16 protein-coding genes are annotated in these 17,443 nt (G+C 43.1%); all 16 read left to right on the top strand.

Annotated features, from left to right (window positions below; translation table 11 throughout):
- Positions 1-102 precede the first annotated feature (102 nt).
- The 16 genes from EGX73_RS13045 to EGX73_RS13120 all read left to right on the top strand — a co-directional run bounded on the left by EGX73_RS13045 (position 103) and on the right by EGX73_RS13120 (position 17,429).
- Entirely contained in the window at positions 103-1,773 is a 1,671-nt protein-coding gene (locus EGX73_RS13045; protein ID WP_041120090.1) for a formate--tetrahydrofolate ligase, read from the top strand.
- Positions 1,774-2,423: 650 nt separating this feature from the next.
- A complete protein-coding gene (locus EGX73_RS13050; RefSeq protein ID WP_096710990.1) occupies positions 2,424-2,831 on the top strand; it encodes a hypothetical protein in 408 nt (135 codons plus the stop codon).
- The gene (locus tag EGX73_RS13055; protein WP_003126617.1) at positions 2,824-3,531 is read left to right on the top strand and encodes a CBS domain-containing protein; all 708 of its coding nucleotides are present in this window, start codon (positions 2,824-2,826) and stop codon (positions 3,529-3,531) included. The genes EGX73_RS13050 and EGX73_RS13055 overlap by 8 nt, the downstream gene beginning before the upstream one ends.
- Positions 3,528-3,986 (top strand): signal peptidase II, encoded by a 459-nt coding sequence (lspA, locus tag EGX73_RS13060; protein ID WP_003126616.1) that lies wholly within the window; start codon positions 3,528-3,530, stop codon positions 3,984-3,986. The genes EGX73_RS13055 and lspA overlap by 4 nt, the downstream gene beginning before the upstream one ends.
- A complete protein-coding gene (locus EGX73_RS13065) occupies positions 3,987-4,892 on the top strand; it encodes an RluA family pseudouridine synthase (RefSeq protein WP_003126615.1) in 906 nt (301 codons plus the stop codon).
- 242 nt (positions 4,893-5,134) lie between these two features.
- Positions 5,135-5,671 carry a bifunctional pyr operon transcriptional regulator/uracil phosphoribosyltransferase PyrR gene (gene pyrR, locus EGX73_RS13070; protein WP_003126614.1) on the top strand — a complete coding sequence of 179 codons (537 nt, stop codon included), beginning with the start codon at positions 5,135-5,137 and terminating at the stop codon, positions 5,669-5,671.
- Positions 5,672-5,690: 19 nt separating this feature from the next.
- Positions 5,691-6,971, top strand: coding sequence for a solute carrier family 23 protein (locus EGX73_RS13075; RefSeq protein WP_003126613.1), 1,281 nt, complete (start codon positions 5,691-5,693; stop codon positions 6,969-6,971).
- 41 nt (positions 6,972-7,012) lie between these two features.
- The gene (locus EGX73_RS13080) at positions 7,013-7,939 is read left to right on the top strand and encodes an aspartate carbamoyltransferase catalytic subunit (protein ID WP_123866994.1); all 927 of its coding nucleotides are present in this window, start codon (positions 7,013-7,015) and stop codon (positions 7,937-7,939) included.
- Between the two features lie 41 nt (positions 7,940-7,980).
- Positions 7,981-9,270 carry a dihydroorotase gene (locus EGX73_RS13085; protein WP_029486819.1) on the top strand — a complete coding sequence of 430 codons (1,290 nt, stop codon included), beginning with the start codon at positions 7,981-7,983 and terminating at the stop codon, positions 9,268-9,270.
- Entirely contained in the window at positions 9,267-10,346 is a 1,080-nt protein-coding gene (locus EGX73_RS13090) for a carbamoyl phosphate synthase small subunit (RefSeq protein WP_003126609.1), read from the top strand. The genes EGX73_RS13085 and EGX73_RS13090 overlap by 4 nt, the downstream gene beginning before the upstream one ends.
- Entirely contained in the window at positions 10,347-13,529 is a 3,183-nt protein-coding gene (gene carB, locus EGX73_RS13095) for a carbamoyl-phosphate synthase large subunit (protein WP_123866995.1), read from the top strand.
- Positions 13,530-13,551: 22 nt separating this feature from the next.
- Complete coding sequence (locus EGX73_RS13100) at positions 13,552-14,328, top strand: dihydroorotate dehydrogenase electron transfer subunit (protein ID WP_003126606.1); 777 nt, start codon at positions 13,552-13,554, stop codon at positions 14,326-14,328.
- Between the two features lie 48 nt (positions 14,329-14,376).
- Entirely contained in the window at positions 14,377-15,249 is an 873-nt protein-coding gene (locus tag EGX73_RS13105) for a dihydroorotate dehydrogenase (RefSeq protein WP_042620399.1), read from the top strand.
- A 1-nt stretch (position 15,250) separates the two neighbouring features.
- Positions 15,251-15,970 carry an orotidine-5'-phosphate decarboxylase gene (gene pyrF, locus EGX73_RS13110; protein ID WP_005473160.1) on the top strand — a complete coding sequence of 240 codons (720 nt, stop codon included), beginning with the start codon at positions 15,251-15,253 and terminating at the stop codon, positions 15,968-15,970.
- A complete protein-coding gene (gene pyrE / locus EGX73_RS13115) occupies positions 15,967-16,602 on the top strand; it encodes an orotate phosphoribosyltransferase (protein ID WP_123866996.1) in 636 nt (211 codons plus the stop codon). The genes pyrF and pyrE overlap by 4 nt, the downstream gene beginning before the upstream one ends.
- A 149-nt stretch (positions 16,603-16,751) precedes the next feature.
- Positions 16,752-17,429: a carbonic anhydrase family protein gene (locus EGX73_RS13120; RefSeq protein WP_034704506.1), complete on the top strand. Its 678-nt coding sequence runs from the start codon at positions 16,752-16,754 to the stop codon at positions 17,427-17,429.
- Positions 17,430-17,443 lie beyond the last annotated feature (14 nt).

The raw sequence follows: 17,443 nt of genomic DNA on the forward strand, positions 1-17,443 counted from the left end.
TGAAAAACAGGGTTTCAATCTTCATGAAAAACGGTATAATAGAAATAGGACAAACAAATATGAATGAATAAGGAATAATAGTTCGGGAATAGAGGGTTACTGATGAAAAAAGATATCGAAATTGCACAAGAAGCAACAATTAAACCGATTATTGATATTGCAGCAACTATCGGATTACAAGCAGAAGATCTAGAACAATATGGGAAGTATAAAGCAAAAATCGATTGGCCAGCAATCAAGGAAATCGCGAAACGTCCCACCGGCAAGTTGATCTTAGTTACAGCGATTAACCCAACCCCTGCGGGAGAAGGAAAGTCGACAGTCACGATTGGATTGGCAGATGGCTTAAACCGTATTGGAAAACAAACCGTGATTGCTTTACGAGAACCATCATTAGGTCCAGTCATGGGGATCAAGGGTGGTGCGACTGGCGGAGGCAGAGCGCAAGTCTTGCCGATGGAGGACATCAATCTTCATTTTACCGGGGACATGCACGCAATCACTGCTGCGAATAATGCATTATCTGCGTTGGTGGACAATCATATCCAACAAGGAAATGAATTAGGGATCGACCCGCGACGGATCATTTGGAAACGTGTCGTGGATTTGAATGATCGCGCATTAAGACAAGTGATCGTCGGACTGGGCGGACCACTGCAAGGAGTACCTAGAGAAGATGGCTTTGATATCACCGTTGCTAGTGAGATTATGGCTATTTTGTGTCTAGCAACGAATTTGGATAATTTGAAAGAGCGATTGAGCAATATTTTGATTGGTTATACGTATGATAAACAACCTATCTACGTCAAGGATTTGCAGGTTCAGGGGGCATTAGCTTTATTGTTGAAAGATGCCTTGAAACCAAATTTGGTTCAAACCATCGAAGGAACGCCTGCGTTGATTCATGGGGGACCTTTTGCCAACATCGCCCATGGCTGTAATAGTGTCATTGCAACTGAAACAGCTCTCCATTTAGGAGAATACACGGTTACTGAAGCGGGGTTCGGCGCAGATCTCGGGGCAGAGAAGTTTTTGGATATTAAAACACCCAATCTCTCTAAAGCACCAGACGCTGTCGTAGTGGTCGCAACGATTCGCGCCTTAAAAATGCACGGCGGGATAGATAAAGAACATTTAAAAGAAGAAAATGTAGCGGCTTTAGTCGCAGGTTTTGCCAACTTGAAACGTCACGTGAGAAACATGCAAAATTATCAATTGCCAGTTGTTGTTGCAATCAATGAATTTGTCACTGATACCGAAGCTGAGATCCAAATGTTGGAGCAATGCTGCAAGGAAATTGGTGTACCAATCGCTCGGACGCAAGTTTGGGAGAAAGGTGGCGCAGGGGGGGAACTTTTGGCGCAGCAAGTCGTCACTGCCATTGATGAACAACCCGGCAATTATCGTAGGCTTTACCAAAATGAAGAGAGCCTTCCTGATAAGGCTGCCAAGATCGTCAAAGAGATTTATGGCGGATCAAATGTGGTCTTCTCAAGTGTGGCACAGCGCCAATTGAACGTCTTCAAAAAAAATGGCTGGGATCAATTGCCGATTTGTATGGCAAAAACACAGTACTCTTTTAGTGATGATCCGCAGCTTTTAGGCGCACCGGCTGATTTTTCGATTACGATCCGTGAATTTGTACCAAAACTAGGCGCTGGTTTTATTGTTGCCTTGACCGGTACTGTTATGACAATGCCTGGACTGCCTAAGAAACCAGCAGCATTGAATATGGATGTCGATGCAGACGGCAATGTATCTGGCCTTTTTTAATCTTATTTTCTCTCCGCATCTGCGAATACTGGATGAAGAAATAGGTTCTCGAAGGCTCCAGTAATAGTTCAGTCAATTTCTTATAACGCACCACACTTACAGGTCACTATTGATTCTGTAAGTGTGGTGTGTTGTTTGCGAGCGATTCGTCGTCTTTCAGTAGGTTTTGTTTGGTTCGTTTTTTGTTGACGCTGTACATAGGCTGCGAGATTCGGAGGAGAATAAAACCTCCCTTTTTCTTCTGACTTTCAAAAATTGGAAGAAATAATTGAAGAGACTGCGAGGATATTTCATTTTTGCGAAGTTTTCTAAAAGTCTCCCATAATTATCTCCAGCATTCCTATTTATCCGTTGCTCTTAGAAACATTAGAAACGAAAGTAGGAAACGGGAAGGGGAAAGTGTTATCAAGCTCTTTTAAACGAGAGACTATAAAAAGAATGGTTTTAAAAAGAGGGCTATAAAAGTCGCTCGTTTTTATCTTATGATTTGCCGCTTTTGGATTTTCAATCTATTAAAAGACTGAAAGTTAAATATTAGCAAGAGGCAAGAGACGTGTCTTTTGTTATAATATAATCAGTAGTGCATTTAAAAGACTGTTTTCTTTCTAAGAAAATTAAAGTATACTGATAAAATTGGAGCGTATAAAACGATGAAACGTAAAATCATACGAAATACCGGCTTTTACGCGATGGGGAGTCCGCTGGATTTGCTAGTGGATGGTCAGAAAGTCGCCAGAATCAATCATCAAGAGACCGTCGAGCTGAATCTCAATTCTGACAACCGATTGTCTGTCCGATTTTCCATCCTAAAAAGCAAAGAAATTGCGTTGGCTGATTTACACGCAGAAACTCCATTAGAAATAAAAATGAATCCGCGACTGATTTCTTTTTATGTGCTGTTTTATATTGGTCTGTTTCTAATGATCGCGTTTTTAACTCGCAGCGGACAGTTGTCCATTATCCTTTCGGGTATCTTTCTTTATTTAGCAGGTTATCTATGTTTAGGTCTTTATTATAGCAAACAAGCGTATGTAATTGAGGAGGTAACAAATGGCTAGCGGAGCAGATATTTTTTTGAGTAGTTTCAATCGAATCGAAAAACAATTGAGGGACGATTTGGGTAATCCTCGTAACATGGGTTTTTCAGAGATGGTTCGCCGTCTTTCAAAACAGAAGCAAGGAGACATCAAAAAATACGAAGAAGATTTATTGCAGATGGCCCAATTGCGGAACGCCATCGTTCATGAAAAAATCGGTGAAAATTTTGTGATCGCCGAGCCAAATCAATGGGTAGTGACACGAATCCAACAAATCGAACAGGCCTTGTTGCAGCCTGAAACGGTCTTACCTAAGTTTGGTAAAAAAGTGACCGGTTTTGAAAAAACGTTGGCGCTGAAAGAAATCTTGAAGATCGTCGCTCAAAAGCGGTTTTCACAATTTCCACTCTATGACAAAGGACGTTTTGTTGGGTTGATCACTTTACGTATGTTAGGATACTGGTTTGCTCAAGAAAGTCTAAAAGGAGAGATCCGATTAGAAGGGCGTAAAGCAGAAGACTTGTTGATCAAAGACGGTAAAGAGTCCAATTATCAGTTTGTACCCGCGACAACAACGGTCACTGAAGTAGAAGACCTGTTCCATAAAAATGCTTTACTTGAAGCGGTATTAATCACAAAAAATGGCGATCCTAATGGAAATTTATTAGGCATCGTTCGTCCGCGGGATATTTTTAACGAAGAAAGTGTGGAAAAAAGATGATAGCTTTGTTTTTTTTACTAAGTGCCATAATTGTTGGACTTGATCAGTGGTTGAAGTTTTGGATCGTCAGCAATTTTGAATTAGGTGATGTTCAAACGTTGATCGACCATGTCTTTTCACTAACTTATATTCGGAATACCGGTGCCGCATGGAGTATCTTAGAAGGGAAGATGACCTTCTTTACGATCATCACGGTTGCCGCTGTTATTGTTGTAACTTATTTGTTGATCCGTCATCGCAAAAGCAGTATATGGTTTCGATTGGGACTATCCTTTATCTTAGCCGGAGCGATCGGAAATTTTATCGATCGCTTGCGTTTGGGGTACGTCGTGGATATGTTTCAGCTAGATTTTATCAATTTTCCGATTTTTAATATTGCAGACATGTCGTTAGTGATCGGCGTGTTATTGATTTTTATCTATGCGTTAGTTGATGATGAAGTGAAGGGAAAATAAATGAATAATCAAATTGAAGTAGTAATCCATGAAGAAAAAGGGCGTGTCGATAAAGTATTGGCAGATCGTCTAGAAGCGAGCCGTTCGCAAATTCAACAATGGTTGAAAGAAGGTGCGGTCACCTGTCAAGGGGATCCAATTCGTGCAAATTACAAAGTAAAAGCTGGTGACCAGTTAGTGATTCAAGTACCAGAACCAGAGTCCCTAGATCTGGAACCTGAAGATATTCCTTTGACGATTGTGTATCAAGACCAAGATGTTGCCGTGATCAATAAACCGCAAGGAATGGTCGTTCATCCTTCGGCAGGGCATCCTAACGGAACGCTGGTCAATGCATTGTTGTATCATATGACCGATTTATCTTCGATCAATGATGTTGTACGACCAGGAATTGTTCATCGTATCGACAAGGATACGTCAGGGCTATTGATGATTGCCAAAAATGATCATGCCCATGAAGCGTTAGCCAAACAGTTGAAAGACAAAACTTCTTTACGGAAGTATGTTGCGCTGGTCCATGGGAATATTTCTCACGAAAAAGGCACGATCAATGCACCGATTGGCCGTTCTAAAGTGAATCGCAAGATGCAAGCAGTGCAAGAAGATGGTAAGCCGGCTGTGACACATTTTACAGTTTTGGAACGTTTTGATCAATTTACTTTAGTCGAATTACAGTTGGAAACGGGTCGGACCCATCAAATTCGGGTCCACATGCAATACATTGGCTTTCCATTAGCCGGCGATCCTGTATATGGCCCTAAAAAGACTTTGAAAGGCAATGGCCAATTCCTTCACGCCAAACTGTTAGGATTTACCCATCCGACAACTGGAGAATCAATGGTTTTTGAAGCGCCATTACCCGAACTTTTTGAGGAAACCTTAAAAAAATTGCGAAAAAATGATTGATTTTTTTTTCAAAGAACTGTATAGTGTGTGTAACAAATAAATAGCTCCTTTAAGTGTAGTCCCGTGAGGCTAAGAAGGAAATGAGCAAGCAGACGACTCCCGCGTTGGAGCATCGAAAACTTGCTGGATGATTGCGCATATTCTGGATCGCTGTATACAGCGCCAGAAAGTATGATCGGAAAACATAACTCCTGCCTCACTAGGCAGGAGTTTTTTTATGTTCAAAATTAGGAGGGAACGAAATGCCAACCAAAGAAGTAGTAGATGCAGTAACAATGAAACGAGCATTGACCAGAATCACTTATGAAATCATCGAACGCAACCGAGGGATTGATGACCTAGTCTTAGTAGGAATCAAGACTAGGGGAATCTATATCGCACAACGAATTGCTGAACGCTTGAAACAATTGGAAGGGGTAGAAGTCCCCGTTGGCGAACTGGATATCACATTGTATCGAGACGATAAAAAATCAGATGAAGATCCTGAGATCCATTCTTCTGACATTCCAACAGCAATCGATGGCAAAGAAGTCATCTTGATCGATGATGTGTTGTTTACAGGGCGCACCATCCGGGCAGCATTAGATGCCATCATGGATTTCGGTCGTCCTCGCCGGATTTCACTAGCCGTACTAGTCGATCGGGGGCATCGAGAATTACCGATTCGGGCAGATTTTGTAGGGAAAAATATTCCAACGGCATTAAGCGAACAAATCATTGTTGAAATGGAAGAATCTGACGGTTCTGATCGAATCATGATCAATAAAGAAAACGAGTAGGAAGAAGAGTGACAGACACATGGAAAAGCAAGAATTTCGCAATACCGATGTGGTATTAGATATCAATGATCGCCCAAAGGCATTGCCTTGGTTAGGCTTAAGTCTTCAACATTTATTCACGATGTTCGGAGCAACTGTTTTAGTACCGATCCTAGTTGGGATCAACCCAAGTATCGCTTTAGTAAGTTCCGGTTTGGGGACACTTGTTTACCTCGTTACGACGAAAGGAAAGATTCCCGCATACTTAGGGAGCAGCTTTGCTTTTATCGCTGCAATGCAAATGTTGATGAAATCAGACGGCTACCCGGCAATCGCCCAAGGAGCTGTTACAACAGGACTGGTTTACATCATCGTTTCTCTGATCATCAAAAAGATTGGTGCTGCATGGCTGGATAAAATTTTGCCGCCGATCGTCGTAGGGCCTGTGATCATGGTTATCGGGTTAGGACTAGCTGCTAATGCCGCTCAAAACGCAATGTACAATGGGGACATCTATGATTTTAAATTTATCTTAGTTGCATTGGTTACATTGGGATTGACGATTTTCTTCAACATGTTTTTGCGAGGGTTTCTTGGCTTGATCCCCATCTTACTAGGGATCATTGGTGGTTACTTAGTAGCTTTAGCTGCTGGGATCGTAGATGTGCAGCCAATCATTGATGCTGCTTGGTTCTCATTACCAAGCTTCGAAATTCCCTTTGTTCAATACAAGCCAACGCTACATTTGAATGCGATCACGACGATGGCGCCTATCGCTTTTGTCACGATGACAGAACATATTGGCCATTTGATGGTTTTGAATAAACTAACAAAGCGTAACTTTTTTGAAGAACCAGGATTAAACAAAACATTGATGGGAGACGGCTTTGCGCAAATCGTTGCCGGATTCGTTGGAGGACCCCCTGTGACAAGTTATGGTGAAAACATTGGTGTCTTGGCCATTACGAGAGTGCACAGTGTCTTTGTTATCGGTGGTGCGGCTGTCTTGGCTGTCTTGTTAGGCTTTGTCGGAAAATTGAGTGCCTTGATCTTGAGTATCCCAAATCCGGTCATTTCTGGAATCAGCTTCCTATTGTTCGGTGTCATTGCTGCAAGCGGGATGAAAATCTTGATCGACAATAAAATCAATTTTGACCGCAAAAAGAATTTGATCATTGCTTCTGTGATTCTGGTGATCGGAATCGGCGGCCTTGTCTTTACGGTCGGAACATTCACCTTATCAGCCATGGCATTAGCAACTGTCTTAGGAATCATTTTAAATCTAATTTTGCCAGAAACATCACGCAGTGAAGAACAATAGCTAGCAGTCAACTAAAAGGGAAAAACTAGGAGGTATTATTCATGATCATCCAATCAGAAAGAATCAGTTTAAAGCATCTTTTGACCGTTGAAGCATTAACAGATCGAGAAGTGATGGGGCTTATCCGCAGAGGGCAGGAATTTAAAAGAGGGGCCAAATGGATGCCGAAAAAAGAACAATACTTTGCTACGAACCTTTTCTTTGAAAATAGTACCAGAACCCACAAAAGTTTTGATGTAGCCGAAAAGAAATTAGGTCTTGAAGTGATTGAATTTGACTCCTCAACGAGTTCTGTGCAAAAGGGCGAAACCCTTTATGATACCGTGCTGACAATGTCAGCTCTTGGCGTGGATGTCGCTGTAATCCGCCACGGAGACGAGAATTATTATGACGAGCTGATCCAAAGTAAAACGATCCAATGCAGCATCATCAATGGAGGCGATGGCAGCGGACAGCATCCCACGCAATGCTTATTAGACTTGATGACGATCTATGAAGAATTTGGCCACTTTGATCAACTGAAAGTAGCGATCGTCGGAGACATCACCCATTCCCGTGTCGCCAAATCAAATATGCAAATGCTCAAACGATTAGGCGCCAAAGTGTATTTTTCTGGCCCGCCACAATGGTATGACAATGAATTTGAAGTGTATGGACACTGGTTGCCTCTAGATGAATTAGTGAATCAAGTCGATGTGATGATGATGCTTCGGGTCCAACACGAACGCCATGATGGCTCAGAAAGTTTCTCAAAAAAGGCTTACTTACGGGATTATGGATTGACAGTGGAACGTGCAGCAAAAATGCAAGACCATGCCATCATCATGCATCCAGCTCCAGTCAATCGTGATGTTGAGCTGGCAGATCCATTAGTTGAAGGGCTGCGTTCAAGAATTGTCACGCAAATGACGAATGGCGTGTTTGTCCGGATGGCAATTTTAGAAGCGGTATTGAATGGCAAAGCTTAATTATAAGAAACGCGACCAATAGAGATAGAGGAGGAAACAACATGAAAACACTCATTAAGAACGGTAAGATCATCGCTGACGGTGATCATTGTATCCCTGCAGAAATTTGGATCGAAGATGGTATCATCCAAGCGATCGGAACGACTTTTTCAGAAACAGGGTTCGATCAAGTGATCGATGCAAAGCAACAACTGATCACTCCAGGATTAGTGGATGTTCATGTTCACTTCAGAGAGCCAGGATTTGAATACAAAGAAACGATCAAAACAGGAAGTATGGCAGCCGCTCGTGGCGGTTTCACTACTGTTTGTGCCATGCCAAATTTAAATCCTGTGCCAGATACCGCAGAAAAATTACAACAAGTCTACCAACGTATCCAAGAAGACGCCGTGGTTCATGTTTTGCAGTATGCACCGATCACAGAAGAATTACGTAGTGAAGTTTTAACGGATCAAAAAGCATTGAAAGAAGCCGGCGCTTTTGCATTCACCAATGATGGCGTTGGCGTCCAAACTGCTGGTACGATGTACTTGGCGATGAAAGAAGCGGCCAAAAACCAGATGGCATTAGTGGCGCATACAGAAGATGACTCTCTGTTATTTGGCGGTGTGATGCATGCGGGTAAGAGAGCAGCAGAATTAGGCTTACCGGGGATTCTTAGTGCTACAGAAGCATCACAAATTGCCCGGGATGTACTGCTGGCAGAAGAAACCGGGGCCCATTACCATGTCTGCCATGTTTCGACAAAAGAAAGTGTGCGGGTCATACGTGAAGCTAAACAAGCAGGAATCCATGTGACGGCAGAAGTTTCCCCCCATCACTTGCTTTTGATCGATGAAGATATCCCTGGCGATGAAGGATTTTGGAAAATGAATCCGCCGCTTAGAGGTAGAGCAGATCGCGAGGCATTGATCGAAGGATTACTGGATGGGACGATCGATTGTATCGCAACAGACCACGCGCCACATGGCTATGACGAAAAAATGCAAAGTTTTTTAAAAGCACCATTTGGAATCGTCGGTTCAGAATATGCTTTTCAATTGATTTATACGCATTTTGTCAAAACGGGCCGCTTTACACTCCAACAAGCGGTGGCTTGGATGACCGAGAAACCTGCTGAAATCTTTGGATTGAAAGCTGGCAGATTAATGGTGGGAGCTCCGGCAGATCTCGCGATTTTTGATCTAGAGACAGCTTATACTGTCGATTCGGATCAATTTCTTTCAAAAGGAAAAAACACACCATTTAATAACTGGCCATTATATGGGGATACCACCCATACATTGGTCAATGGAAAATTAGTTTGGCAAAAAGGTAGGGGGATTTTATGAAACGCTGGTTGATTTTGGAAGATGGCACATTATTTGAAGGTGAGGGATTTGGCGCAGAGATCAATGTCTATGGCGAGATTGTCTTTACCACTAGTATGACAGGGTATCAAGAAACCATTACGGATCAAAGTTTCAACGGTCAGATCATCACCTTTACCTACCCAATGGTGGGAAATTACGGTGTTAATCGCGATGACTATGAATCAATCGCTCCCACTTGTAAAGGTGTTGTAGTGAAAGAACATGCTCGTGTAGCCAGCAACTGGCGGAAACAATTGACCTTAGACGAATTTCTAAAGCGCAAAAACATTCCGGGAATCGCAGGAATCGATACTCGGGCTTTGACTCGTAAAATCCGCCAATTTGGAACGATGAAAGCTAGTATTGTGGATGCCAATGATGAATTTGCTCATGCCTTTGATCAATTGAAAGCAGCCGTTTTGCCCACCAATCAAGTGGCACAAGTTTCAACTTCAAAGCCTTATCCAAGTCCAGGAACAGGACGAAATATCGTCGTGATCGATTTTGGCTTGAAACACAGCATTCTAAGAGAACTTTCTCAACGAAATTGTAATCTGACGATTTTACCCTACAATACCACCGCACAGGAAATTTTGGATCTCGCGCCAGATGGTGTCATGCTGACCAACGGACCTGGTGATCCGAAAAGCCTCCCTGAAGCCATCAAAATGATTCAAGAAATCCAAGGAAAAGTACCGATTTTCGGTATCTGTTTAGGACATCAGTTGTTTGCTTTAGCTAATGGCGCTGATACTTACAAAATGAAATTCGGTCACCGAGGATTGAACCATCCCGTTCGAGAAATCGCTACAGGAAGAATTGATTTCACCTCACAAAATCACGGTTTTGCAGTAGCAGAAGCATCGATTGATCAAGAGAAACTGATCATCACTCATGTAGAAGTCAATGATGGAACCATTGAAGGTGTCCGTCATCGTCGCTACCCAGCATTTAGTGTTCAGTATCATCCAGATGCTGCACCGGGACCTCATGATGGCGTACATTTGTTTGATGAATTTTTAGAAATGATCGATGCATGGAAGGAGCAGAACTAAATGCCAAAACGTACAGATATTAAGAAAATCATGGTTATCGGTTCTGGACCGATCATTATTGGCCAAGCAGCCGAATTTGACTATGCAGGAACGCAAGCCTGCTTAGCGTTGCGAGAAGAAGGCTATGAAGTTGTGCTGGTCAACTCGAACCCTGCAACGATCATGACCGATAAAGAAATTGCCGACAAAGTCTATATTGAACCAATCACTTTCGAATTTGTCTCCCGGATTTTAAGAAAAGAACGTCCGGATGCGATCTTGCCAACATTAGGCGGTCAAACCGGCTTGAATATGGCAATGGAATTAGCCAATTCCGGCATCTTGGATGAGATGGAAATCGAGTTGTTAGGAACCAAATTAGCAGCGATTGATCAAGCAGAAGACCGTGATCTATTCAAGCAATTAATGGAAGAGTTAAATCAACCGATTCCTGAATCGGAGATCGTTTCAACAGTGGAAGAAGCAGTTACTTTTGCAACTAAGATTGGGTATCCAATCATCGTTCGTCCAGCCTTTACCCTTGGCGGTACTGGAGGCGGTATGTGTAATAATGAAGAGGAATTGCGAGTGATTGCTGAGAATGGTCTAAAACTGTCACCAGTGACGCAATGTCTGATCGAACGCAGTATTGCCGGCTATAAGGAAATCGAATATGAAGTCATGCGGGATTCAGCCGATAATGCGATCGTTGTCTGTAACATGGAAAACTTTGATCCTGTCGGGATCCATACAGGTGATTCGATCGTTTTTGCACCGAGTCAAACACTCTCCGATCATGAGTACCAAATGTTGCGTGATGCTTCTCTAAAAATCATTCGCGCATTGAAAATCGAGGGCGGTTGTAATGTTCAATTAGCGCTTGATCCCCACAGCTTTAATTACTATGTGATCGAAGTCAATCCCCGGGTTTCCCGTTCGTCTGCTTTAGCAAGTAAAGCAACTGGCTATCCGATTGCGAAGCTAGCAGCAAAGATTGCTGTTGGGTTGACATTAGATGAAATGAAAAACCCTGTCACAGAAACAACTTATGCCGAGTTTGAACCGGCATTGGATTACGTGGTAGCCAAAATCCCTCGTTGGCCCTTTGACAAATTTGAGTCCGGCGAACGCCGTTTAGGTACACAGATGAAAGCAACCGGTGAAGTGATGGCTATCGGTCGGAATATCGAGGAATCTTTGCTGAAGGCTGTGCGTTCATTGGAGATCGGCACACATCATATTGAAATGAAAGAATTAGAACAGCTTTCAGACAATGACTTGATCGATAAGGTGATCAAAGCGCAAGATGATCGCTTATTTTATGTCATGGAAGCCATTCGCCGCGGCTATGCCATTGAAGAATTGAACGAAATGACTAAAATCGATCTTTTCTTCTTGGATAAAATGCTGCACATCTATGAAATCGAACAAGAACTTGCTGCCAGCAGCCAAGATTTTACAACATTAAAACGAGCGAAGCAAAACGGCTTTACCGATAAAAAAATTGCTGAGTTATGGCAGATGACAGAACAAGAGATTCGAGACATCCGTAAGGAAAATCAGTTGCTTCCCGTCTACAAAATGGTAGACACTTGTGCTGCCGAGTTTGAGTCGGCAACGCCTTACTTTTATAGTACGTATGAGTTTGAGAACGAGAGTGTTCGCAGTGAAAAAGAATCTGTTTTAGTCTTAGGTTCTGGGCCGATCCGCATCGGTCAAGGTGTGGAATTCGATTATGCAACAGTACACTCGGTCAAAGCAATTCAGGCTGCGGGCTATGAAGCCATTATTATGAACAGCAATCCGGAAACCGTTTCGACAGACTTCTCGATTTCCGATAAATTGTATTTTGAGCCATTGACACTAGAAGACGTCTTGCATGTGATCGAACTGGAACAACCAATTGGGGTCATTGTTCAATTTGGCGGTCAAACAGCGATCAATTTGGCGGAGCCATTAGTTGCCGCAGGAGTCAGCATCTTAGGTACGAGTATCGAAGACCTCGATCGTGCTGAAAACCGTGATCTCTTTGAACAAGCGTTACAGGCATTAGCTATTCCGCAACCCCCAGGAGATACTGCTACAAATACCACGGAAGCAGTGGCGATCGCTAATCGCATCGGTTATCCGGTCCTTGTTCGTCCGAGTTATGTCTTAGGTGGTCGGGCAATGGAAATCGTTGAAAACCAAGCGGATCTGGAAGATTATATGAAGCATGCAGTAAAAGCTTCTCCCGAACATCCTGTTTTAGTCGATCGGTACTTAGTAGGGAAAGAATGTGAAGTTGACGCAATTTGTGATGGCACGACGGTTCTGATTCCGGGGATCATGGAACATATCGAACGAGCAGGGGTCCACTCAGGTGACTCGATGGCAGTCTATCCACCGCAAAACCTTTCTGACGCAACGATTGCCACCATCGAAGACTATACGAAACGGTTAGCATTGGGATTGAATTGTGTTGGAATGATGAATATTCAATTTGTTATCCACGAGGAAAAAGTTTACGTCATTGAAGTCAATCCTCGGGCCAGCCGAACCGTTCCATTTTTGAGCAAGGTCACAGAGATTCCTATGGCACAGATCGCGACAAAAGCGATTTTAGGAGAAAAATTGGCGGATCTGGGCTACCGTGATGGCCTTTATCCAACACCAAACGAAGTTCATATCAAAGCACCGGTCTTTTCTTTCACCAAGTTACAAAAAGTCGATACTTACTTAGGTCCGGAAATGAAATCAACCGGTGAAGTCATGGGTTCAGACAAAAACTTAGAAAAAGCTTTATATAAAGCTTTTGAAGCAGCTGGTTTGCATATTCCGGAATTCGGGAAAGTTCTTTTTACCGTAGCGGATGAAAGCAAAGCAGAGGCCGCCGTGTTGGCTGCGCGCTTTTTCGAAATCGGCTTCTCGATCTTAGCGACAAAAGGAACAGCCGATTACTTTGAAGGCTATGGCTTGCCAGTCACCCGGGTAGCGAAAATCTCGGAAACAGAAGATGAAACTGTCGTTGATCTCATCAGAAAAGGCGTGACCCAAGTGGTGATCAATACAATGGACAAAAATCGGCAAAAAGCCACTGAAGACGGATTTATTATTCGCCGGGAAGCAGTCGAGCATGGGGTGCCGCTCTTCACCTCGTTAGACACCGCTGATGCCATTCTTCAAGTAATGGAATCAAGAGGTTTTTCAACGAAAGCAATCTAGCAGTCAGAAAGGAAAACAGCTCATGAAACAAGAACGAATGACCATTACAAAACAGCGAATGCTCGCACCGCGAATCTACGAGATGACTCTCTCTGGTGCTCTCGTTCAAGAAATGACCACACCGGGACAATTTCTGCATATTCGAGTGCCGGATGATGCCTTTCTCTTAAGACGACCAATCAGTATTAGCTGGATCGATCAAGAAAGCCAAAGTTGTCGCATCATTTATCGGACAGAAGGGGAGGGGACCAAGCGGTTTGCCCATCTGCAAAGCGGGGATCAACTGGATGTTTTAGGCCCTCTAGGGAATGGCTTTCATATCGAAGATTTACAAAAAGATGAGACTGTTTTTATCGTAGGTGGTGGTATCGGAGTTCCGCCACTCTACGAACTTTCTAAACAATTAGTCGCAAAAGGTGTACGGACGATTCATTTTTTGGGATTTGCTAGTTCGGAAGTCATGTATTATGAAAAGGCGTTTCAAGCTCTAGGGGATACACGAATCGCAACGGATGATGGCACCTATGGCGTTCAAGGGAATGTCGGTAATCTATTGTTAGCAGCCGATAGCAAACCTGCGGCTGTTTTTGCCTGCGGCAACAATGGCTTGTTAAAAACGGTTGAACAACTTTTCCAAGACTGTCCGAATGTGCAACTTTCATTGGAATCTCGCATGGCTTGCGGGATCGGTGCTTGCTATGCTTGTGTTTGTCATAAAGCCGATGATCCAACAGGGACCAAAAGTGTCAAAGTCTGTGACGAAGGCCCTGTTTTTCAAGCTGGAAAGGTGGTTATTTAAGTGGTTTTAGCTGTTGAATTACCGGGGTTGTCTCTCAAAAACCCCATAATGCCGGCTAGTGGCTGTTTTGGTTTTGGCGCAGAATACAACAAGTATTATGATATCAGTCAGCTCGGTGCCGTCATGATCAAAGCCACGACCCCAGAAGCACGCTTTGGCAATCCAACACCGCGAGTGGCTGAAACACCAAGCGGCATGTTGAATGCGATTGGCTTACAAAATCCTGGCCTTCGAGTAGTCATGGAAGACATTTTGCCAGAGTTAGCGCAAAAGCATCCAGATCTGCCGATCATCGCAAACGTGGCTGGTTCCACTCAAGAAGATTATGTCACTGTCTGTCAAAAAATCAGTCAAGCGCCGAATGTAAAAGCCATTGAATTAAATGTTTCCTGCCCAAACGTCAAACATGGTGGTATTACTTTTGGTACCGATCCTCAAGTGGCGAAAGAACTGACCCAAGCGGTCAAAGCAGTTTCGCAAGTGCCAATCTATGTCAAACTATCGCCAAATGTCACCGATATCGTACCCATTGCAAAAGCAATCGAGGCGGGGGGTGCCGATGGTTTCACGATGATCAATACGTTATTGGGTATGCGCATTGATTTGAAGACACGACGTCCTATTTTGGCCAACCAGACCGGGGGGCTCTCAGGCCCAGCCATCAAGCCAGTCGCGATTCGTTTGATCAAACAAGTGGCACAAGTTTCTTTGTTGCCAATCATTGGCATGGGCGGTGTGATGACGGTTGATGATGTGTTAGAAATGTATTTAGCTGGAGCGAGTGCGGTAGCAGTTGGTACCGCAAATTTTACTGATCCTTATATTTGTCCCAAGTTGATCGAAGAATTGCCTGTACGAATGGCAGAATTAGGTATCGAATCTTTGGCACAGTTGATCAAGGAAGTAAGAGAGGGGCATTAAGATGATTGAACGACCAATTATTGCTTTGGATTTTCCAAGCAAAAAAGAAATTGAGCTTTTTTTAGAGAAATTTCCTAAAACAGAAAAATTATTCGTCAAAGTCGGTATGGAAATCTTTTATCAAGAAGGACCAGAAATCGTCAGCTGGTTAAAAGATTTAGGCCATGATATTTTCTTAGACTTAAAACTTCACGACATTCCCAATACTGTTGAGCGGGCCATGACACGTTTGGCAAATCTTGGGGTCGCGATCACCAATGTTCATGCGGCGGGTGGTATTGAGATGATGATAGCAGCAAAGCGGGGACTGCAAAATGGAACCAAGGAAGGCCAAAATGTGCCGCTATTGATTGCTGTCACACAGCTGACTTCTACTAGCGAAGAACAAATGCAGCAAGAACAGCTAATTTCTGTTTCTTTAGAAGAAAGCGTGCGTCATTATGCTCAATGTGCAGAAAAAGCAGGATTAGCTGGCGTGGTTTGTTCCGCCCAAGAAGCTGCTGCCATCAAGGTAGCTACCAATCCTGAATTTATGTGCTTAACCCCAGGAATTCGTCCGGCTGGTAGTGATGCCGGAGATCAAAAACGAATCGTCACACCAGCAAAAGCAAGACAAATTGGTTCTTCTGCGATTGTTGTCGGTCGACCAATCACACAATCTGCAACACCTTTTGATACTTACCAGGAAATTAAACAAGCATGGAAGGAAGCTATTCAATGACAGAAATCAGTAAAGCAATTGCCAAAGACCTTTTAACGATTGAAGCAGTATTTTTACGTCCAAATGAACCCTTTACTTGGGCAAGCGGCATCAAAAGCCCGATTTATTGTGATAATCGTATGACAATGAGTTACCCTGCTGTACGTAAAGCGATTGCCAGTGGTTTGGCTGCGCAAATCAAAGAACACTTTCCAGACGTCGAAGTAATTGCGGGTACAGCTACTGCTGGGATCCCTCATGCCGCTTGGGTAGCAGATATTCTTGATTTGCCAATGGTCTATATCCGCAGCAAAGCCAAAGATCATGGCAAAGGAAACCAAATCGAAGGACGTATCACGGAAGGTCAGAAAATGGTTGTGATCGAAGATTTGATCTCTACTGGCGGCAGTGTGTTAGAAGCTTGCGAAGCAGCCGCTCGCGAAGGGGCAAATGTTCTGGGGGTGGCAGCGATCTTTACCTATGAATTGCCGCAGGGATTAACCAACTTTGAAAAGGCCCAGCTGCCATTAGTGACGTTGACCAACTATTCAACAATGATCGATGCTGCATTAGAGATGGACTATATCGGAAAAGAAGATATTGCATTGCTGCAGCAATGGAAACAGTCACCTCAAACTTGGACTGGTAAATAAGAACAACGAATATGCCTGGAGTGATCCAAGAGCATATTCGTTTTATTTTTATCTTTTTTCTGATACGATTTGAGACGATTCATCAAAAGTTATCTGGCAGTTGAAAGGCAGCCAGTTTCAATAGGGAGGCAGTTTTATTGAAAAGAAATATGGATGTTCCATGGAGTTATTCTGGGGAGAATGGTCCTGAGTATTGGCACACATTGTGTGACTGGTATGCTGAAGGAGCGAAGTTTCCATTGCAATCGCCCATTGCGCTTTACCATGACGATACAGAGGAACCTGTCGATGAGGATTTAAGCTTCCATTACCATCGGGAACGCTTTACTGAAAAAGAATTTAAAAATACGATTCATTTTGTTCCATATAATAAAGAAAGTTACGTGACCTTTCAAGGCATCAATTACTACCTAACGGATATTCATTTTCATATGCCTTCTGAGCATATCATCGATGATGAGCAGCAAGAACTTGAATTTCATTTGGTACATATGAATGAACAAGGAGAAAACTTAGTCGTCGGTATTTTGTTCCGGTTAACAGATAAATTAAACTGGATCTGTAATCAGCAAGATGATAGTATTTGGGATTTCAAAAACCATACCCAATGGTTTGACCCATCGATGTTTTTACCGGAAATGACCCACCATTTTCACTATGTAGGTTCTTTGACAACTCCTCCAACTAAAGGTCCAATCAACTGGTTTGTATTTGACTGGGTAGGCGAGATGAGTCGTCGCTTTATTCTGGAATTTCGTGAAGAAGTTTTAGAAAACAATAATCGTCCATTGCAGGATCGAAAAGACCGACCAATCTACTTTTACTGATGGTCTAGCGAACG

The organism is Enterococcus sp. FDAARGOS_553, from assembly GCF_003812305.1.
Taxonomy (GTDB): Bacteria; Bacillota; Bacilli; order Lactobacillales; family Enterococcaceae; genus Enterococcus_D; species Enterococcus_D gallinarum.